The organism is Jeotgalibaca sp. MA1X17-3, assembly GCF_021513155.1.
GTDB lineage: Bacteria > Bacillota > Bacilli > Lactobacillales > Aerococcaceae > Jeotgalibaca.
In genome coordinates, this window is record NZ_CP090983.1 from 769004 (window position 1) to 790710 (window position 21707).

At 33.6% G+C, this 21707-nt stretch carries 17 protein-coding genes and 1 pseudogene; 13 read left to right on the plus strand and 5 right to left on the minus strand.

The window, feature by feature from the left end; translation table 11 throughout:
- The first annotated feature begins 39 nt into the window (after nt 1-39).
- The 5 genes from LZ578_RS03850 to LZ578_RS03870 all read left to right on the plus strand — a co-directional run bounded on the left by LZ578_RS03850 (nt 40) and on the right by LZ578_RS03870 (nt 9182).
- A complete protein-coding gene (locus LZ578_RS03850) occupies nt 40-843 on the plus strand; it encodes a hypothetical protein (RefSeq protein ID WP_235146016.1) in 804 nt (267 codons plus the stop codon).
- A gap of 23 nt (nt 844-866) precedes the next feature.
- Nucleotides 867-1322: a hypothetical protein gene (locus tag LZ578_RS03855; RefSeq protein ID WP_235146017.1), complete on the plus strand. Its 456-nt coding sequence runs from the start codon at nt 867-869 to the stop codon at nt 1320-1322.
- A 388-nt stretch (nt 1323-1710) separates the two neighbouring features.
- On the plus strand, nt 1711-2238 hold the full coding sequence (locus tag LZ578_RS03860; protein ID WP_235146018.1) for a hypothetical protein: 528 nt from the start codon (nt 1711-1713) through the stop codon (nt 2236-2238).
- Between the two features lie 239 nt (nt 2239-2477).
- On the plus strand, nt 2478-2924 hold the full coding sequence (locus LZ578_RS03865; RefSeq protein ID WP_235146019.1) for a DUF4385 domain-containing protein: 447 nt from the start codon (nt 2478-2480) through the stop codon (nt 2922-2924).
- 690 nt (nt 2925-3614) lie between these two features.
- Nucleotides 3615-9182 carry a polysaccharide lyase family 7 protein gene (locus LZ578_RS03870; protein ID WP_235146020.1) on the plus strand — a complete coding sequence of 1856 codons (5568 nt, stop codon included), beginning with the start codon at nt 3615-3617 and terminating at the stop codon, nt 9180-9182.
- A gap of 57 nt (nt 9183-9239) precedes the next feature.
- Here LZ578_RS03870 and LZ578_RS03875 read toward each other — a convergent pair whose 3' ends face one another.
- Together LZ578_RS03875 and LZ578_RS03880 are read right to left on the minus strand one after the other, a co-directional pair.
- Complete coding sequence (locus LZ578_RS03875; protein WP_235146021.1) at nt 9240-10202, minus strand: aromatic acid exporter family protein; 963 nt, start codon at nt 10200-10202, stop codon at nt 9240-9242.
- 20 nt (nt 10203-10222) lie between these two features.
- Nucleotides 10223-11488: an HdeD family acid-resistance protein gene (locus LZ578_RS03880; protein ID WP_235146022.1), complete on the minus strand. Its 1266-nt coding sequence runs from the start codon at nt 11486-11488 to the stop codon at nt 10223-10225.
- Nucleotides 11489-11618: 130 nt separating this feature from the next.
- On the opposite strand from LZ578_RS03880, the gene LZ578_RS03885 reads away from it, so the two are divergent.
- The 8 genes and pseudogenes from LZ578_RS03885 (at nt 11619) to LZ578_RS03920 (ending at nt 19466) form a co-directional block, all read left to right on the plus strand.
- A complete protein-coding gene (locus LZ578_RS03885) occupies nt 11619-12461 on the plus strand; it encodes an SDR family oxidoreductase (protein ID WP_235146023.1) in 843 nt (280 codons plus the stop codon).
- A gap of 109 nt (nt 12462-12570) precedes the next feature.
- Nucleotides 12571-13554 (plus strand): sensor domain-containing diguanylate cyclase, encoded by a 984-nt coding sequence (locus LZ578_RS03890; protein WP_235146024.1) that lies wholly within the window; start codon nt 12571-12573, stop codon nt 13552-13554.
- A 197-nt stretch (nt 13555-13751) separates the two neighbouring features.
- Nucleotides 13752-14504: an SDR family NAD(P)-dependent oxidoreductase gene (locus LZ578_RS03895; protein WP_235146025.1), complete on the plus strand. Its 753-nt coding sequence runs from the start codon at nt 13752-13754 to the stop codon at nt 14502-14504.
- A gap of 232 nt (nt 14505-14736) precedes the next feature.
- Nucleotides 14737-15141 carry a MarR family winged helix-turn-helix transcriptional regulator gene (locus LZ578_RS03900; RefSeq protein ID WP_235146026.1) on the plus strand — a complete coding sequence of 135 codons (405 nt, stop codon included), beginning with the start codon at nt 14737-14739 and terminating at the stop codon, nt 15139-15141.
- A 27-nt stretch (nt 15142-15168) separates the two neighbouring features.
- Nucleotides 15169-15807: a nitroreductase family protein gene (locus tag LZ578_RS03905; protein WP_235146027.1), complete on the plus strand. Its 639-nt coding sequence runs from the start codon at nt 15169-15171 to the stop codon at nt 15805-15807.
- A 226-nt stretch (nt 15808-16033) separates the two neighbouring features.
- On the plus strand, nt 16034-16972 hold the full coding sequence (locus LZ578_RS03910; protein WP_235146028.1) for a TIGR01212 family radical SAM protein: 939 nt from the start codon (nt 16034-16036) through the stop codon (nt 16970-16972).
- 215 nt (nt 16973-17187) lie between these two features.
- Nucleotides 17188-18152, plus strand: a pseudogene (locus tag LZ578_RS03915) (glutathione S-transferase family protein).
- Nucleotides 18153-18173: 21 nt separating this feature from the next.
- The gene (locus tag LZ578_RS03920; RefSeq protein ID WP_235146029.1) at nt 18174-19466 is read left to right on the plus strand and encodes a DUF2254 domain-containing protein; all 1293 of its coding nucleotides are present in this window, start codon (nt 18174-18176) and stop codon (nt 19464-19466) included.
- A gap of 48 nt (nt 19467-19514) precedes the next feature.
- On the opposite strand, the gene LZ578_RS03925 is transcribed toward LZ578_RS03920, so the two are convergent.
- The 3 genes from LZ578_RS03925 to LZ578_RS03935 form a co-directional block, all read right to left on the minus strand.
- Nucleotides 19515-20159 carry a pentapeptide repeat-containing protein gene (locus LZ578_RS03925; protein ID WP_235146030.1) on the minus strand — a complete coding sequence of 215 codons (645 nt, stop codon included), beginning with the start codon at nt 20157-20159 and terminating at the stop codon, nt 19515-19517.
- 35 nt (nt 20160-20194) lie between these two features.
- Entirely contained in the window at nt 20195-20698 is a 504-nt protein-coding gene (locus LZ578_RS03930; protein WP_235146031.1) for a hypothetical protein, read from the minus strand.
- 404 nt (nt 20699-21102) lie between these two features.
- The gene (locus LZ578_RS03935) at nt 21103-21576 is read right to left on the minus strand and encodes a GNAT family N-acetyltransferase (protein ID WP_235146032.1); all 474 of its coding nucleotides are present in this window, start codon (nt 21574-21576) and stop codon (nt 21103-21105) included.
- Nucleotides 21577-21707 lie beyond the last annotated feature (131 nt).

Below are 21707 nucleotides of genomic sequence, written 5' to 3' on the forward strand. Positions count from 1 at the left end.
AGAGGATATCTTGGTTACATCTGAAAGGAGTGAATTGGTATGGAAATATTAATTATTTGTTTAACAGTTATTGCACTACTAGCTGCTATATTAATATTTAAAAAGGTGAAAGATCATCTCAAAGCTGCCGAAAGTGAAATGCATGATACTGAAGGTAATAAAATAGTCATTTCATATAATTCATTATCCACACAGCAAATACAATTTGAATTGATTCCCGACACACTGAATGTTGATGATGTAAGACTAGTAGAAATAAAAGATAAAAGGGTAATCAATCATTTTACTAATCTTGTTCCAGAATCACTAAAGGTGTTAACAAATGTAGGCAGTGCAAAACAATATAAAGACGCTGTTAAAACGGGTGGTGAACTTTATCAAGCGATAATTCCAAAAGGGTCAGTACTTAATAAATCACGTGATATGGCTGGAGCAGTTAGAGGTTCACACAGGATTGCTGGGAGAATTAAAGGTAATGCAAATTGGATGCCAGCAAATTCTATTGCTGATAAAATGACGCGAGTTAATGTTACCAATGCTGTGATGAGTGTTGGGGCAATGGTTGTTGGACAATATTATATGGAACAAATTAATGCTGAACTAAAAGAAATAAACAATGGTATTACTAAAATTGTTGATTTTCAAGATAATGAATACAGAAGCAAGGTTTTTGCCCTAGTGACTCAGGTCCAAAAGACGGCTCATTTTCAAGTAGATATACTCGAAAATGAGGAATTGAAAATACGTGAACTGTCCAATCTTGATAATAGGGAGCAGATGTGTATTGAATTGTTGGGACAAGCTAATTTGACCATTGATGGTTTTTCAAAAAACGAAAGCTAAACTTTGAACAGTATGAAAAGGAATTGATAGAATTACAAAAGTGGATTGTTTATCAAAATACACTTTTGGATGTCTTATACAAAATTGCTGACTTGAATCATGCCTTAAACCTTGGTTCTGTATCACGAGAGATATGTAATGCATTGCCTAGTCAATATTCAAAACAGGTAAAAGTAGCCCAAAGGAAATTAAAAGAATGGCATTCTAATCAGATAAATGAATTAGGTATTGATATTGATAGAAATCGTAGAAAACGGGTTAAATTAAATAAAGTTATTTATAATCTACCTGGATTAGTAAATGAAAGCTATAACTTCAAAACAGTTTCAAATGAAACTGTTGGCATTATAACTAATCAAATTGCTCAGGGTGAAAACATGAACAAAATAGAAAAAAATGATTTATTTCAACAAGATGTTAAAGTAATAGTTAAAGAGGGAAAATTATATTATTTACCTGAAGATAGCCTAATCATCTGATTGTAACTTGACTTGACAGAAGGGGTCTCAAACCTATAGTTATAAGCGGTTATCAGTGTATTTTTTTTATTCGAGAAATAGCATAAGTACATCATGTAGAGTGTTTTGAGTTTTAGGGTGGATTAATAAAAAAATTATAAATCACATGGAAAGAAAATTAAAATTGAAGAAATATTTAAAACGGAATTTAACTGGAAGGATTTGATAAGGGGGAAAAAAGTAGAGCGAGCTATTTTTTAAACAATGTAGGTATTTCCAATAAAGAAGATTGAGAAGTAATGTTTAACTTTGCTGTTACTTATATGTCTAAATTAGAATAGGTAATTAAAAAGAATTACAAAGTGTGAAGAAAATTTTGCAGGTAGAAAGTGAATCAGGTGGTGTCATAATGGTTATTAGTTATAAAAAGTGTCTTAATTGCGGTTCACCTGATGTTGAAAAAATAATTTATAGTTCCCCATCAGTTGGAGCTCTAAAGGAACAAGAAGATAGTCCGCAGTATCATTGTAATACATGTGGCCAAAAGTGGACTGCTAAGGAAGCACTCGATGCAGCATATAATGAAATCATAGGATTACGAACATCTGCCGGTGGGTTCTTTGGTGGTTATTGTGAAGTGACAGTCGATTTTCAAGATAGAACGTTAGTGTGGAAACACAGTTTAGAGAATGAATTGATAGAAAAACAATTGTCACAGTCAAACCTTTCACTATTTATAAGCGATTTGAAAATGGTGGATTTGCTTAATTGGAAAAGAAGATATGATGATCCTGATGTGTTAGATGGCACACAATGGGAAGTAGAAATCATCTATAAAAAGTGTAATAAAAGAAAAAATGGCAGTAACATGTTCCCAGCAGAATGGGATGACTTTTGTACGTCTATTAGAACAATTAGTGGTAAAAAATTTCAATGATCATATGAATCAGCAATAAATGATGAAAATGATGTTATCACTATGATGTGCCCTAACAGGCATATTCTCTCTCAACTCAATTTAGATGTTGAAATTGATGAAAGCTATCACCAATCCTCAGAACAAATCTAAAAAGACCGAATTAGTTTTTAGAAAAATAAAGACACTTGGAATTGTGATGGATTTCCATCAACCAAATGATTCATTTTTATAGAATTGACAAGCTAGGAGGAACAAAAATGGCTTTCGATTATGATTTAGATTTTGAGACAATCAATTTTCGTGAACGTCCTGAACTTTATCGAGTGGGTAGAGGAGAACAGGGTGTATTATTAGTGGAACCATATAAAAGCGAAATTCTTCCCCATTGGCGTTTCAAAACACCGGAGATTGCCAAAGAATCATCTGAAAAGATTTACCAGATGTTTTTAGATTATAAAGAAAAGGATGACTTCGTAGGAATGGATATGGCAAGAAAATTTATTCAAATGGGGTATACGCGGTCTCGTCGTTATGCCAATCATAAAAGTGGTAGAAAGTACGATAAAGACGGAAAAGTAAAGGAACGCGAACTTGATCCAGAGAAAGCAGAATCAGCTGCTATTTTCATGATCAAATGGAAAACAGTAAGGGAAGATGAAGATTATTTGAAGCTTAAAAAAGCCCATCAAAAGAAATATGGTTGAGAATTTAAAATTAGAATAGTTAAAAAAAGTTGCAAGTCTGTTGAGCTTATCTGCGGTCACTTTGATAGCTGCTTGTTCTATTAATGACGAATTAAGCGATATTCCGGAAGAATCAAAAATAGCCGAGACTCCTACTTATAAAGTAGGAAATAAAATGGAGGTTTGAACTGATCGTATGGAAGGTGCTACTGATACTATAGAAGCTTCAGAAAAATTCACAGTCTACAAGATGTAAGTTGCTAAAACAGCAGCTTACATCTTGTTTTATTTTGAGAATCTAGTGTTCCTTTGTACATAATTATATTTTTCTTCTGATTACTTTCCATCGAATCTGAGGATTGATTAGTATCTATTACAGCCTGTCCACAGCAAGAAAGATAACCTCTTGTCTGAATGATATATAGTAATTTTTTTGAAATGTTGATTATTTTACGAGAAATCAACTTAAAAGAACGCTAAGTCAATAATCGTTGAGTTTATCCCACACTATATAAAAATGAAGAGTATAACTTATAGATAATTGTTTTAGAAGTATTTTGAAAAAAATGAAATGAAAGGGCTTGCACTTCTGAAGTAGAAATGATAGAGTAATCATTGTATTTGCGTATTTGCAAATCATTTGCGTATTTGCAATGAAATATACATTTATTGTTTGGATACCAACAATAAAAAATTAATGGAGGAGAAAAAATGAGGCAAAAGATTGGAAGGGTTTTACTTGTTTTAATGTTGATGCTGAGTTCATTTAATTTTGCTGCTTTAGTTCATGGGGAAGAAAATAAGAAACGCTATGATATTGTTGATGTTTGGGCAAGTGGCGATGATGGAAACGTTATTGAAAATACACTAGATAATATTAGTAGTACAAGATGGGCTTCTAAAGCAGATAAAGAACCCCAATGGGCTGTTTATGACCTTGGAGAAGAAAAGAATGTGGCAAAGGTCGGTATCTCGTTTAATAATGGAGATGTAAGACGTACCATCTTTGATATTGAAGTATCTAATGATAAAAAAGAATGGGTGAAACTACTCGATCAAACATCTACTCCTGAAGAAAAAGCTACAAACGATTTGGTTGGATTTGATGTTAAAGATACAACTGCTCGTTATGTTAGATTTACAGGATATGGTTATGAATTTTATGATGAATCAAAAGGTTCTGGAGATTGGATTAGTATTTTTGACTTCCATATTTATGGAAATGACAGTGATCCTTTAGATCCAACTTTAAATATTGAACAAGAGCAAAGATCTGCTTTGACTTATACACAACCTGGACTTGTAAATGCAGATGGTTCGGATCATGCAGAGCCAGTAGCTAATGTAGCAACGACAACGATTGATGTTACAAAAAATGGTGTAGATACTTCTGAAAATGATCAAAGTACTGCAATCCAAAAATTGATTGACGAGGCTGAAGTAGGAACAGAACTATATTTTCCTAATGGAACGTATACCATTGTTGAATATTTAAAAATGAAAGATGGAGTAAATCTTCGTGGAGAAAGTCGTGAAGGAACTATTTTTATGGCTACACCATCCGATTCTGGATATAATGATATGCTTATTCTGATGTTGGGTGTAGAAGATGTTGTTATTTCAGATATAACGATTACGGCAGATTTAGTTGTAGACTATGAAGTGGATCATACAGTTAATAATCCAAATGCTGATGGATTGAAAGTTCCCATCCGGATTAGAGATAGGGAAGGGTATCTAGATTTAGATACAGGTATTCAATTAAATAAACCTTCAAAAAATATTTTGATTAAAAATGTACTTATTGAAAAATATCAAACGATGGGGATTCGTGTTGAGAATAGTTCTGATGTTGTTATTGATGCAGCAATTTTCCAGAATGCGATGGACCTTGGTGGCGTTGGAGCTGGATACGGAGTATCGATTCAAGGCGCAGGTAATAACAGAGATCGTACAGGATTTAGCAATGATTCCAAGCATAATGTGGTTAAAAATAGTCAATTCATAGGACCTTACTTACGTCACGGCGTAATTCTACAATATTATACCCACAATAATGCTATTTATAATAATGTGCTAACGGAAACAAAATTGGATGCAATTGATATCCATGGTGAAGATGAGTATTTAAATGAAATTTATGGAAACACGATTAAAGATATAAAGACAGGTGCTGGAATTGCAGCAGGAAATACTGGAGCGACCCATGATAAATCAGGTCCAGGAAATTATATCCATGATAATACGATTTCTAATTCTCGTGAAGGGATAAAAATTCACTTAGGTACAGAAGATACCATTATTGAAAATAATACGATAATAGGATCAACAGTCCCTAATGCAAAAGGAATTTATTTACAGAATGCACCCGGAACGCGTGTAACAGGCAATACAATTAAAGATAATCAATCAGCAGGTTTCTATTCTGTTTATATGGATTACGATAACGGAACAGCTGCTACAGGGCAACAAGCGCGTGGTTTTGGTATTCCATATGACATCATTATAGAAGACAATACATTTGATAATAATACAAATGGTGTTTATATATCTTCTGGTAGAAAGATAGAATATGATAATAATACATTTACAAATATTTCTGATCAGAAAATAGTTGATACGAGAACAAAAGATTATAAAGAAAGCATGCTTCCTACAGAGATTCTTGATTTAACAAATTGGAAAATAAATACTGCAAGATATGATGAGAGCGGTACCAAACCAGTAGAAGTTAAACAACCAGAACTGGAAGAGTTCTTTGATGAAGATTTCTATTATGTGAATGCAGAACAAACGGGAGTTGTCTTTAATGCACCAGTAGATGGAGCTACAACGCCTAACTCTAATTATCCAAGAACGGAACTTCGTGAAATGAAAAACGGAGGAACAGAGCATGCTGATTGGTCAACTGCAGAAGGTAAACATACTATGGTGATTGATCAGATGGTTACCTCTTTACCAGCAGTTAAAAATGAAGTAACGGTTGGACAAATTCATGATGCGGATGATGATGTGGTTATGATTCGTTTGGAAGCTGAAAGATTGTTTGTTCAAGCAGAAGGTGTCGATCTTGGTACATTAGAATCAAACTATCAATTAGGAACTCGCTTCCAAGTTAAAATTGAAGCAATGAACAATATTGTTTACGTTTACTACAACGGTGAGTTAAAGGTCGAATATCCTGTAGAAAAACATGGAAATTATTTCAAAGCAGGTATGTATACGCAATCAAATCTTTCAAAAGGCGACATAAAAGGTGCATATGGTGAAGTAGTTATTTTTGGTGTTACTCTAGAACATGATTATGACAACGTACCGACAGAGCCAGAAAAAGAAATCGAACTTCCTGAAACAGATCCAACAGGAACAATCAATGCGGTAATGGATACGTTTATTGAGTTGACTGAAGAAGAAGATACAGACGGAGTCAAGCAACCCGTTGCGAACTCTGAACCAAAAAATTCAAGCAATCAATTAGAGCTGAAAACAAGTGGTTCACAGAAGTATATTCGTATGCCAATCATTCAATTTAATGTAGCTAATTATGATAAAGACGTAGCTTCAGCAGAACTTGTACTATCTAAAAAAAGTTTAGATAAACAAGATACAACCATTAGTGTATATGCAACAACTGAAGTATTACCTGAAGATATTACATGGGCGAACACAGAAGGATTAGGTGTAGATTCAAGAATAAATAAAGGAAATACTGATGTTTTAGACTGGCTAAAATCCATCCAGGCAGAAAAAGTTGGAGAAATGGAATTTGCATTAGATGAAAATATTATGGAACATAAAATGAATGTTTCCAAATTTGTAAACAAAGATTTGGAAGAAGAAAATATTACTTTTATTCTGTTAGATGAAGCAGGAGTAAATACATATTTAAAACTTTATTCGATGGAAGAAGAATACGCACCTACGTTAAACATTTGGGATACGGTAGGTGGAAGTGACGAAGATGAAAGTGAAGAAGGAAATCTTGGTGTAGCTGATGAAGAAGTGGATGCAACTCAAGATACATATATTGAATTATCATCAAAAGTTGGAAATTCAGAAACCTATAATGCAAAGAAAACGTTAGACTTAAAAACTAGTGGTGGGCAAACAACAATTAGAATGCCTATTATTGAATTTGACTTAATGAATTCTGAGTCTATCAAAGCAGGAAAGCTAGGACTATCCTTGGCAAGTTTAGATCAAGATATATCAGTAGCAGTGTATGCCACCAATCAATCATTACCAGCAGATATTACTTGGGAAAGTATAGAAGGGTTGAATAATGATTCAAGAGTAACGGAAAACAAAGGAAATACCGATGTTTTAGATTGGATTACTTCAGTTGGAGGAACAAAGGTTGGTAATATCGACTTTTTAGCGGCAGGAGCAACAGAATATACATTGGATGCTTCAGAAGTGCTGAACGAAGAGTTTAATGGGGATCAAGTAACCTTCATTTTAATTGATGAAGAAGCATCAAATGGTTACTTAAAACTTAACTCGATAGAGTCTGGTAATAGTGCAAAACTTAGCATATGGAATGCTGATCCTTCAGAAGAACCAGGAGAAGGAACACCAGAAGCAAAAAACTATACGCTAACATTCAAAGTAAAAGACGAAAATGATACCTACAATGAATTCCATACAGCTGACTATGAAGGTAGTGAAGAGGCAGCTTTAGAGCATGGAGAAGGTCTAGCAGCCAAATTTGCTGATAAATATGGGGAATATACCTATGAAGCAGTAGATAATGGTTTTGTATTTAACTTTGAAGGTTTAGAAATAGAAGTACCTGAAGTGGAAGTTTATACACTTACATTCAAAGTAAAGGATGAGGATGGAGTTTATAATGAATTCCACACGACAGACTATGAAAGTAATGAAGAAACAGCTTTAGAGTACGGTGAAAGTCTAGCAACTGAATTTGTTGCACTCTATGGAGAATATACGTATAAAGCAGTAGAGAATGGTTTTGTATTCAATTTTGAAGGATTAGAAATAGAAACCCCTGAAGTGGAACTCTATACGTTAACGTTCAAAGTAAAAGATGAGAGTGATGTTTACAATGAATTCTATGTAGTAAATTATGAAGGTAATGAAGAAACAGCACTTGATTATGGAGAAAAATTAGCAGTTAAATTTGCTGAAATTTATGGGGATTATATCTATGAAACAGCAGATAATGGCTTCGTATTCAATTTCGAAGCATTAGAAAATCAAGTACCTGAAGTAGAATATTCTACACTAACATTTAGAGTAAAAGACAAAAATGGAATTTATAATGAATTTTATGTAGTAGATTACGAAGCTAAGGAAGAGACAGCTTTAGCATATGGAGAAAAACTGGCCGTTTTATTTGCTGAAACAAATGGGGAGTATATGTATGAGGAAGTAGAGAATGGGTATGTGTTTAACTTTGAAGGACTAGAAGTTGAAAAATACACTCTAACTTTTAAAGTAAAAGACGAAAATGAAGATTACAATGAATTTTACACAGCAATTTATGAAGGTAGTGAGGAAGCAGCTTTAGAGTATGGAGAATCGCTAGCAATTCTGTTTGCAGAAGTAAATGGAGATTACAATTATGAACGAGTTGAGAATGGTTATATCTTTAATTTTGAAGGGTTAGAAATAGAAATACCAGAAGTGGAAATCTATACATTAACGTTCAAAGTAAAAAACAAAGATGGAATTTATAACGAATTCTATGTGTTTGATTACGAAGGAAGTGTAGAAAAAGCTTTAGAGTATGGAGAAACACTTGCAGATCTATTTGCTGAAACAAATGGAAAATATACGTCTGAAAAAGTAGAGAATGGGTATGTGTTTAACTTTGAAGGACAAAGTGCAGAAATTCCTTTAATACCACTAGAGCCAAGTATACCAGTTGACCCAGAAGATGATGTAGACCCAGATGGCGATACAGATCCAGAAGATGAAACAGACGCAGATGCAGATGACGAATCAAATATAGGTGGCGGAGCAGATATAGATGACGAATCAAATATAGGTGGCGGAGCAGATGCAGATGACAAATCAAATACAGGTGGCGAAGCAGATCTAGATGACGAGTCAGATACAAACGCAAGCTCTAATAAGAAACCAGAATCATCAGAGAAGCCTGGTAAAATAGAGGACAAAGAAAAACCAAGCAACTCTAAAGAGGAGTCATTACCTGAAACTGGAACAAAAAGAAATATCTATTCATTACTAGGAATGATGGTATTAGTTATTGGAGCAGCTATAGTTGTGTACAATAAAAAATCCTCAAAAGAATAAAGATTAAAATATTAGGCAGATGGTCTTGATGACGATCTGCCTTTTTTTATTTAAATTTTAATTACTAATTTGTTCTTCAAAAAATTCTTTTTTAATTTGGATGAACCGTGTGAAATCATTCAATAAAATAAATAGTGTTGCTCGATTTTCAAATTCTCGTCTTGTTTTAGGTAAGTCACTATTTCTAAAATCATTTAACAAATCTTGAATGTCTTTCCTTAAGTCGACTACGGGATTACTCTCATGTAGTTGATTTGCCGTTTGATGAAATAAATTTGCTAAGATCATATTTTGCTTTGTAGGTAAATAACAAACACTTAAATCAACCGACATCTCGGAAAGTATTTTTACTTGCTGTTGGCGCATGTGAATATAGTGAATCATATAATCTTCTTCTCGACTGAATAATTGGTTGTTGTGTTCCGTATAAGCTACTTTCTCTGCTTTTTTCAAATCATAATCCAGTTCTTTTATTAAAAGAGCTGCTCTTTCATTTGCAAATCCTTCTTTTAGAATAAGGCTGAACTCTGTTAAAATATTTTTCATTTTTTCTTCAATTTGATCTCTTGCATGTAGTAATTCAGTTTCTTTTGAAGGCATATATAAATTAAATATAATAGCAATTCCTGCACCAATAATCATTAAGGACAACTCATTTGCTAGCCATCCCACAGAAGTACTTTGTTCTAAGAGTAAGTGGGAGACAAGTACCGAACAAGGAGCAATACCTACTTCTACTTTCAGTTGATAGGCGAGTGGAATATAAATCAAAAGGTAGAGTCCAAAAACAAGGATCGTAAATCCGATTAATTGAAAAAGAATAGTTGCTAAAGTTAGAGCAAGAATAGTGGAACCAATCCTTTGTAGAGCAATTGTAACGGATGATTTTTTTGTATCTAGCACACTTAAAATAGCTATAATTCCTGCGGAGACACTATATTCTAGTTGGAAGGTTTGTGCTAGTAAAATAGCAATCGTCGTTGCAAAAGCTATTTTTATTGCACGTAAAGAAATAGTCATTTCTATCGCTCCTTCCTTTTTTAATTATAGATTTGTTTTGAAACAACGAGCATCCGATTAGATGCGTATTCCTTATTTAAATAGTCAAAATAAGTTCCTGGAGAAATAATTCCATTCATTTTATCAATCCCCGCTCCACCAATTACAAAATCAGCTAGTTTTACGCAGTTAGAACCTAGAACAAAATAAGTCTTAAATGTTCCTTTTTTAAATTTAAAGAATCGGGTGGGAGCAGCATGATTTAATTTTGCTGAATAGCTATCATCTTTTCCAGTATAAGCTGGAGGATTCCATGGTACTAGATCTTCTTTTATCAAATCTAAACGACTACGAACGGCTTCTTTTTGAGCATCCGTTAGACGAAGGCCAAATCCAAACAACGTTTTTTGACCTTGTTCAATAGCAAAAGGAATGTACTTCTCACGTTCAGTAACAAATAAAACCCCATCACCAATCGTATCAAATAATCGTAAACTATCTGCATCGTAATTTCCAAAAGCGATACAGACACCTTCAAAAAATAAATCAATATGACCAATTGCACCGAATCCTTTTTCTGTAATATGTACAAAAATTTCTAAGTCATATTCGTTGTTATCTTTCTTTTCTTGATAATCAGGTACATCATCTGTTTTCTGTTCCGGATCTACTTGCAGGAATGAGTTTACATCATTTAGCACGATTCGAGGAAGGAGTGCCTCAATAAATATAGGTAAAGTAATCCGTATTCTTCGTTTTAGTTTTTGTTTTTCTGAAGGAGGAGTCAGTTCTCTTGCTACATCGCTCAATAAACTTAATCCGTAAAAAATAAAATAAATAGCAATAACATTCATCACGAAACTAGAATATAAATAAGGAGAAAAAACTAAAAGGACGCCGATTATCAAATAAGCGATGGTGAGAAATAACGTTCGATAACGAGATAATACTTTGTTTCGACGTTCGATCGTATAGGTTACAAAATGAATAACGGCAAGAATCATAAAGTAAATCCCGCAAATAAATCCAAAGATGGAGATAGGTAAGTTTGGATAAAAAAGAATGAGCAAACCCACTGTGATTTCTACAATCGCACGAGAAAGTGGAAGTTGACTTTCTTTTTTTGTTAGTTTCTTAATGAAAATCCGAAGCAAACTTAAAATTCCTGTAGCAGTCATACTGATCCCAACAAAATTAAAAAGAAGTTGAAGCGCCATACTACCGTGTTGGAAAAGTAGAATACCTGAAAAGAGTAAAAAAAGACTCATTAAAAATTCATAAGTTATATTAATTTGTTTGTTGTACATATAGATGCCTCCTGTTAAGTGTTTCTTATAAGTAGTATACCATTTAGGAAAGATAATATTGAGTGGAATGCTATGTTTGATCTTTGGAAATGGTATCCTTTCTATATAAAAGAAAGTAGGGAGATGAAAAATGAAAATTGCAGTAGTAACAGGAGCCAATACCGGTATTGGGTACGAAACAGCATTACAGTTATCAAAAGAAAATTTTCAAGTCATTATGCTTTGTCGTTCAAAAGAAAGAGGTGAACAAGCACAAAAAGAGATTATTAAAAAGACCAAAAATAAGCAAGTAGAATTAATCGTAGTTGATCTTGCTTCTTTAAAAAGTATTCAACAAGCAGCAGAAGAACTGATTAATAAATATTCTGTGATTGATGTGTTAGTAAATAATGCGGGTGTATTTTCTTTAAAAAAGGAATATACAATAGATGGTTTTGAAAAAATGGTAGGTGTAAACTATATCGGGCATTTTTATTTGACGAAATTATTATTACCTCTTTTAAAAAAAGCAGAGCAAGCACGTATTGTCGTTGTTTCATCTAATGCATATAAGATGGTTCGTTTTGATTTATCAGATCTTTATCCAGAAAGCCGTTTCTCTATTGCTGGGAACTATGGACGATCGAAATTGATGACCCTTTTATTTGCGAAAGAACTATCGAAAAGATTAGTAGATACAAGTATTACAGTGAATGTCCTTCATCCAGGAGCAGTTGCAACAAGTATGGGAGTTAATCGAGAAACGGGGTTTGGGAAAATAGTTTATAAATTTTTAAGGCCTTTTTTTAAAACACCAGAAGAAGGAGCCCAAACGTCTATATACTTAGCAACAAGCCAAGAAGTAAAGGGAATAACAGGGAAATTTTTTATTGATAGGAAACCAGCTTCAGTAAAAGGACTTGGAAAAGATGAAGGATTAGCACATCAACTCTTTAAAGAAACCGATCAGTTAATTGTCGGAAATATAAAATAATTGGAATACAATAAAGTCTTAGCGGGAAGTAAAGAAGCGTTGTATCTCCATCCCAAATTGATTATACTTAGTTGAACGATAGAAGTATAATCAAAGGAGAACATTTTTTATGAATGATTATGAAACCTACACAAAAGAAAAGTTAATAAAAGAATTAGAATCATTAAAGAGGCTCCATAGAGAATTACTACTTACCTTTCAAGAAACTGAAAAATTAGAATTTGGATGGACGGGAAACTTAGGACAGTGGTTTTGGGATTTCACAACAAATGAAGTAACCTTTAACCCCTTAAAAGCAACCACACTTGGATATTTAAAAGAAGACTTACCAGAAAAAGTGCCGTTCCAATTTTTTACTGAAAAAATCCATGAAGATGAATATGAATCAGTGATGGATCAAATGCAAAAACATCTCTCTGGTGAAACCCCTGTATGGGAAGTGAAATATCGTATTCAAGCAATTGATGGCTCTTGGAAGGTTTATCGAGACCGCGGAAAAGTAACAGAACGTGATGAGAAAGGCAATCCACTCTTCTTAAAAGGAATTGTCTTTGACGTTACCGAAGAAGAAGCAGAACGAGATCAATTAATGCTTAAAAATACAACGTTAAAAATAAAAATAAAAATCGATTCTTTAACTTCTTTATATACTCGACCAGCTATTTTATTGGAATTAGGGAAACGAATAAATAAATCAAAAGAAACCAACCAAAGATTTTCTTTAATGTTTTTAAGAGTGGATACAATCTCTCAATATGAAGAAGGTTTTAGTTCCATAATGAATGATGAAAACCTAAAAGAAATGGGAGATTTGATAGCTTCATCAATTAATAAAGAGTCTGCTGCAGGACGTTACCGAGATAATATTTTTATGCTCGTGTTGGAACATATATCCCTAGAAGAAGCTGAAGTGTTGTCAGAGACCCTACGTAAAAAAGCACAGCACTCATTCTTATCAATTTCTAAAAAGTTAGTTGTAAGTGCTGGAATTTCTACTTATTGTCCCACAAAAACAGCAAGTGAACTAATTGAAGAAACGGCAGAAAAGCTATTAGCCGCGCAACGACAAGGTGGAAATAAAACAGTAATTTGAAAGTAGGAAAAGTAGGAAAAGTAGGAAAAGTAGGATAAAGCCTATTTTTTCTGCTTTTTTTATAGAATTAGAATACAGGTAAATAAACATTTTCAATTCTCCAAATCGGTCTGCTTTCCTATCATATTTTGAAGTGCTATGATGAAGATGAATGTAAAGGTTTACTTTGTAAAAATAAAAAGAAGGATCTGATATAGATGTTATTAAAAGATAAAGTAGTAATTATAACGGGTGGTGCAGGAGGAATTGGAGCGGGAATATCTCGTGCGATGGCTACAGCAGGAGCGAATATAGCGATTGTAGATATAAATGAAGAAAGTGGTCAGGCTCTTGTTAAAGAATTAGAGGATACAGGAGTAAAGGCTATTTTCATGAAAAAAGATATTTCTATAGAAAAAAGTGCCGAAGAAATCAAAGAAATAGTCGTAGAAAAGTTTGGAAAAATTGATGTTTTAATCAATAATGCCCATGCATCTCGTCAAGCGAATTTCATGGATACAACTAAGGAAATGTTTGAATTATCCTTTCATACAGGATTTGCAGCAACAACTTATTTGATGAGAGCCTGTTATGAAGAATTAAAGAAATCTAAAGGTTCGGTAATTAATTTTGCTTCTGGTTCAGCAATGAAGGGCATGGCCAAACAAGCCTCTTATGCAGCAGCTAAAGAAGCAATTCGTGGACTTTCTCGTGTTGTTGCAAATGAATGGGCACCGGATGGTATTCGAGTAAATATCATCTCTCCTATAGCTGAGACAGAAGGAGTAGAAAACTGGAAACAAGACCATCCAGAAGCTTATCAAAGTATGGTGAATGAGATTCCTTTACAACGTTTAGGAGATCCACAAAAAGATATTGGACAAGTAGCTGCATTTTTAGCCAGTGATATGAGTAGTTATGTAACCGGACAAACAATTATGGTTGATGGCGGATCTATTCAGCTTTACTAATTGAAACAAAATTTAAAAGAAGAAGTTGTTGAGAGTTAGTAGGCCTACCTATGAAAAGGTGATTCTTCTCGTATACAAGAGAATAGCTTCCAGAAAGTAGATCCATAAGATCTACTTTTCTGGAGTTTTTTATTTTAAATAATATGAGCAAAGTTCTTTACAAAATAAGTAGACCGTTGTATGATTGACCAATCAACCATTGACTCATCAAGTGTGTGAAAGGAAGCCGAATATGAACTTAAGAGAGATAAGTAATTTGCTATATCAAATTAAATTAACCAATCAAAAAGCAAATACATTATTTGAACAAGAAACAGGGTTTAGTTTAACACGCTATGAAATGTTGATGTTTTTGAAAGAAAAAGGAATTTGTTCTCAAAACCAAATTCAAGTAGAAATGAAAATTGATGGAGCCGCTATTACTCGTCATTTAAAAATTTTAGAGGAAAACGACTTTGTTCATCGAAATCGGAATGTAGACAATAATAGAGAAATTTTTGTTGAATTGTCCGATAAAGCAAAGAATGGACTGGATGCCTGTGAGAAAGAGCATAGGTTGAAAAAAACATTGTTACACCCTTCAATTAGCGATGAAGAGGCTCATCAATTATTAAATCTACTGAAAAAATTATACTAATTATTTAAAAAGAAAGAGGATGTTACAATGACTAGCAAAATAATAAATAATGATTTCTCAGATATTACATTTGGGAGAAGATCTGTACGTGCGTACGATGAAAATTATAAGATTAGTAAGGAAGAAATGTTAGAAATGATTGCGGAAGCTACAAAAGCACCTTCTTCAGTAAACTTACAACCATGGCGTTTTGTAATTGCTGAAAGTGATGAAGTAAAAGCAAAACTAAAACCTTTGATCCGTTTTAATACGGTTCAAAATGATACTTCATCTGCAATGATTTTAATCTTTGGAGATATGCACTGTTATGAATACACAGAAGAAATTTTTGACTCTGCAGTAGAGCAAGGGAAAATGCCAGTAGAAGTGAGAGATGCACAAGTATCAGCTATTGTTCCTTATTACAAGAGCTTCACGGAAAAAGAAATGAGTGACATTGTAAAAATTGATTCTAGTTTAGCTGCGATGCAATTAATGCTAGTAGCCCGTGCACATGGTTATGATACAAATCCAATTGGTGGTTTTGAAGCAGATCAGATAGCTGATGCGGTTGGAATTGATAAAGAAAGATACGTACCTGTTATGATTCTATCTATTGGGAAAGCAGCTGGGGAAACGTTCGAATCCGTTCGTTTTGCTCCTGAAAAAATAACTGAATTCAAATAGATTAATAGAAAAACTAGTATGAATATGGTAGTTTTACTGGTAGTAAAAAAATCATCTTGATGAAAGGTGGAATAGCAATTTTAGCGATGCTATCCTTTCTATTTTAGTTAGTCTTAACCACTCCTATTTAAAGGGAGTGGTTATTTTTTTGAGATGAATAAATTTTAAAAGAGATATCCAAATCAAAATTTAAATGTTACTATTTTCACGAGGAGATGAAATAGCTATGCAACAACAGAAAAGTTATTATACATGGAGTGAACATTTAAAAGAAACGTTTGGAGAAAAAGTTTTTAAAGTAGCGATAGATGGAGGGTTTGATTGTCCAAATCGAGATGGAACGGTGGCACATGGTGGCTGCACATTTTGTAGTGTCTCTGGATCGGGCGATTTTGCTCAAAGTAGAGTGGACCCTTTACCTATTCAATTAAGAAAAGGTATAGAGATGATGCATAAAAAATGGCCTAAGAGCACGAAATATATTGCTTATTTTCAAAACTTTACAAATACACATGCACCAGTAGATGTTCTTCGACACCGCTTTGAACAAGTAGTAAATGAAGAAGGGGTAGTTGGAATCATGATTGCAACTAGACCGGATTGTTTGCCCGATGAAACCATTGAATACCTCAGTGAGTTAAATAAAAGAATGTATGTATGGATTGAGTTGGGTTTACAGACGATACATGAAGAAACGAGTGAAAAAATTAATCGTGCTCATTCTTATGAAACGTATTTGAAGGCAGTTGAAAAACTGAGAGCTCACAACATCAAGGTCTGTACTCACTTAATTAATGGCTTACCGGGAGAAACTCATGAAATGATGTTAGAAAATGTAGAGAGAATGATCGTAGATTCTGATATTCAAGGTGTAAAATTACATTTACTACATCTAATGAAAAACACAAAAATGGTTCGTGATTATGCGCAAGGTAGATTAGAGTTACTTGAAAAAGACCATTATGTAGAATTAATTTGTGATCAACTAGAAATGATTCCAAAAGAAATTGTGATTCATCGGCTAACAGGCGATGCTCCGCGAGACACATTGATTGGTCCCGAGTGGAGTTTGAAAAAGTGGGAAGTTTTAAATGCGATCGATGCTGAAATGGAACGAAGAGGCAGTGTACAAGGAATTCATGATATTCGACTCGCTACATTATAGGGAGTAACCCTCAACAATAAGACTGTACGTGTCTGTTTGTTGAGGGTTATTTCATGTGATAGATTTTAAGTAATCATATCGGATATCGCTCTATAAAAAGACATTATTTGTCATAATACAGTACAAATACGATATACTATAGATAACATATTGATTTTTTTAAAAGTTAGCGGGCAAATTTTACAGTTATTCTAAATTTGAAAGGAGTAAATAAAATGGGGTTACTAGTAGATGGAGAATGGCATGACCAATGGTATGACACCAAAAGTAGTGGAGGACATTTTATCAGGCAAGAGTCACAGTTTCGTAATTGGATTACAAAAGATGGAAGTGCGGGTCCCACTGGAAAAGGTGGTTTCAAAGCAGAGCCGAATCGGTATCATCTTTATGTTGCATTCGCATGTCCCTGGGCACATCGAGCACTCCTTATGCGTAAAATAAAGGGTTTAGAAAACATTATTTCTGTTTCTGTTGTCCATCCTCTCATGGCAGAGAACGGGTGGACGTTTGAACCAGGTGAAGGAGTGATTGCTGACCCTGTTATCGATGCAAAATACTTATATCAACTATATACACATGTCGAGCCAGAATATAGTGGGCGAGTAACGGTACCTGTTTTATATGATTTACAACAAAATCAAATTGTGAATAATGAGTCTTCTGAAATATTAAGAATGTTAAATACAGCATTTGATTCTGTAGGAGCAAAAAAAGAGATTATTATCCTCAAGCACTTCGCCCAGAAATTGATGCGATCAATGAAAAAATATATCATACCGTCAATAATGGTGTTTATAAAGCTGGCTTTGCAACCGAACAAAGTGTTTATGAAGAAGAAGTATCTAAATTATTTAAGACCTTAGATGAATTGGAAAGCATCCTAAATGAAAATCGCTTCCTACTAGGAGAAGAAATTACGGAAGCAGATTGGCGTTTATTTACAACGTTAATCCGTTTTGATAGTGTTTACTATAGTCATTTCAAATGTAATTTAAAGCGCATCGTTGACTATAAAAATCTCTGGAGGTATACAAGAGAACTATACAACGAAGTAGGAGTTCCGGAAACTGTGAATTTTAAACATATAAAAGAACATTATTTCGGCAGTCATTTGAATATTAATCCAACTGGAATTGTTCCAATAGGTCCAGAACTGGATTTTAGGTTGGATGAAACATAAATAAGCGAAAGGTTGTGCAGGATGAGAGTAAAACATTGGTTTGAAACCATAAAGAAAAGCATTTGGTTATATCCAGTTTTGTATAGTTTAATGGCAGCTCTACTTGCAGCGGTAGTGGTTCTTTTAGATAATGGTTATATTTTTGACCTTCAACCATACCTTCCAGAATTATTTTTAACGAGTGGTAGTTTAGCAAAATCAGTTTTGGGTATTATTTCAAGTGCCTTTATTAATATTACGACGTTCACCTTTTCAACAACGATGGTCGTTTTAACAATTTATATGAGTGAATTTTCACCACGCGTAGTGGAAAATTTTTTGTCAGATGAACGGACGATGAAGTCATTTGGAATTTTTGTAAGTGGTTTTATTTATAGTATTCTTTGTATGTTATTTATTCGAGAAGAGTTTTTAACGAAGCCTATTCTTGCAGGGACTATTGGGGTTATCTACATTATTTTTGGGTTATTTAACTTTATTTTATTTATTAATAGTGTAGGGAAGCATATCCAAGCAAGTAATTTAATCGATCGTCTCTACGATCGAGCTGCTGAAGATATTACCGTTTATAAAGAAGAGATTGCTCAGTACAAGAATATTACTAAAAAAGAACTCAAACAACATATGCCTGGGCAACCAATTAAAAGTAGTGAAAATGGGTATATTCAGCAAATTGATTATAATCAAATGTTGAGAACGGCTAAAAAGTATGGTGTGATTATTCGGTTTAATAATGTGATGGGGCATTTCGTAACAAACCAAGTAGTAATCGGAGAGCTTCTCTTTGTTCCAGATGATGTAGATCATAACGAAGTAATGGAAGACATCCAAAATAGTATTTTAGTAGGAACGCGAAGAACTGAAGAACAAGATTTTCGGTTTTCTATTCAAAAAATAGTCGAAGTAGCAGTAAAATCTTTGTCACCAGGAATTAATGATCCAAATACGGCTATTTTTTGTATCAATAATTTAGGACTTCTTTTAGGTGATTTATCTAATCTGAAAGAAGGATATGTGGTGATGGAAGAGGAAGCCGAAGCCGGTAAAATATATAGGGAAAGTTATGATATGGACCGAATATTACGTGAAACATTTCTGCAAATTATTCATTATGGAGAAGTGGATGTATACGTGATGATTGCAGTTATAAAAGCATACCGTCATATAATCAGTGAATCAGATCATATAAGTAATGAGATTATAAAAAAACATGCAAAATATTTATTTGATCGTTTGATGGACGGCACATCGGACCCAATGGAAAAAGAGATGTTTCTGGATGCCTATCAAGAAATCATCCAAATAAAGAATTAAAAAAAGACTGTGGGATTTTCCACAGTCTTTTTTTGTTAAATAGATGTATCAAGTTTTTACTTTTAGTCCCAGTAAAGAAGCAAATCCAATTGCCTGTTCAGATGAAACTTCACATCCCTCTAAATCTTCTAAGGATACAGTAATTCTTTCAAAGGTCGAATCACTAAGGTCCATTCCTTTGAGGGCAGTTCCAGAAAGATTCATTCCATCGATATCACATTGTTTGAATCGAAGCTTATGAAACGTACATTCATAGAAATCAGCATTTTTAATGGAACAACTTTCAAATCGTACTTGTTTAAAACGACTGTATCCATATGAACTAAGATCTAAAATAGAATCTTTAAAGAGAACATGTGCCATGCTAGATTCTGAAAGGTTAACACCTAACAACTTGCATTCCTTAAACTCAACCCGATGGAGGTTTCCTTCCATGAAGTTAGTGTTAGACAAATCACAATTTTCAAAAACAACATCTGTTAGTTCAATTTTTTCAAAAGATACCTGATGAAAAATGATGTTTTTAAAAACTACTTGAGAAAATTCAGCTTTATCAATGACCTCTCCATCGATTGTACTGTTGGAGAGGGTGCAATTATGAAGATAGGGATCTTCTTCATCATATATTTCTTGAAAATGTACCGGTCGTAAATTGATGGGGATTTTTGGATGGTGTACGTTTATTTTAGCCATAAAAACTCCTTATAAAATATAATTAATAAACCTTTTCACATTTCTCTGCTGTCATAAGCCCAGTGAAGAAGGGTCTGTCTTTGCTTTTTACGACAACTCAAGTCTCCTGGTTCACAATTCTTTCGGATAGCTCCTGCGTGTCTAGTAATAGCTTTCCAGCGTTTAATTTGACGCTGATCTTCTTGTGGAAGCCTTCGACCGTAATAGTACCGGCAATACCACTGAAACCAACCACGCGGGTCTTCTTCATGAATCCATCCCTTTTCTTGCCAATGTTTTAAAGGGAGCGAGGCATCCACTTTATAGTAGTTAAGAGAAATATCCTTTTTCTTAGGGGATAGCTTTGCATTTTCAAACCAATCTGCTGGAAATTCATCTGTGCAGTCAGTCATATATTTACCTGCAAATACTCCTAATTCTAATAGTTCTTTTGGAGATAATTCTGGTTTAAATTCTGGGTCAAAATTTTCCCCCATTTTTTCAGTTAACTCATACTGTCCTTTTTGCATTTGGTCGTCAATTTTTATTGTTTTTCCCATGCTTATTTCCCTCCAGTATATGTTCATTGAGTTTACCTTGAATGAATGATAATTGCCAGAAATGAAAAAGATAAACTTGTAGGGAATGAATTAGACGTACATTCTGTAGCAGAAGGTACGTATGTTTCTGTACGTTTAAATGACACCTTCCAATAAATCGGAGGTGTCATTTGCTTTGGATAGAAATTTTATTATAAATAACTAAAAGGATTCAAAAAAGTGAACAGGAGAGATAACATAGAACTACGAAAAGTTTTAAAAAAAGGTACCTTAAATCTTATTTTACGATAACTTGCCAGTATGAAGGATAGCAAAAAACAGATGATTGTTAAAATAATTATTAAAAAGATAATAGTAGCAAAGAAATCTTTCATTCTAGACATTGTCTGGATCACCCTTCTTTATCATAAATCTTTTACATACCAAGCATCCATTGCAGAATGTTCACTTCCATCGATGGGTTTATCTAACAATCTGAAATCATACTTTTCATATAACCGACAAGCGGCTTCTAAAGAAGAATGAGTTTCTAAATAGCATTGTTCATAATAATTTGAAGCATATTCTAGAGCGGTATTCATCAGCGTGTTTGATAGACCCAATCCACGGAAATCACTGGCTACATAAATTTTTTGTAACTCACAAATTTTATGGTCAGAAGAGAAGGGAGCAATTCCAACACCACCAATAATTTTATGATTTTTTTCGATTACCCAATAGTTTGCATTTTTATTTGTTGCATAATAATCATAAAGAGTATCAATGTGTGGATCAAAATAGGCAGTTCCCGGAATAGCTAGACCTACTTCTTCTAGAGAAGTTTGGATTAGCTCTTTTACTAAAAAATTATCTTTTTTTTCTATAAATCGTATATTCATAAGGACCTCTTTTTCTCTACAATTTCTTTTTATTGTAAAGGAATTTCATAAAAAAAACAATTGAGGAAGCAGAGCCAAAAAGATAAAATCCCTCCAGAAGTTAGAGTGCCAATCTAATTTCTGAAAGGATT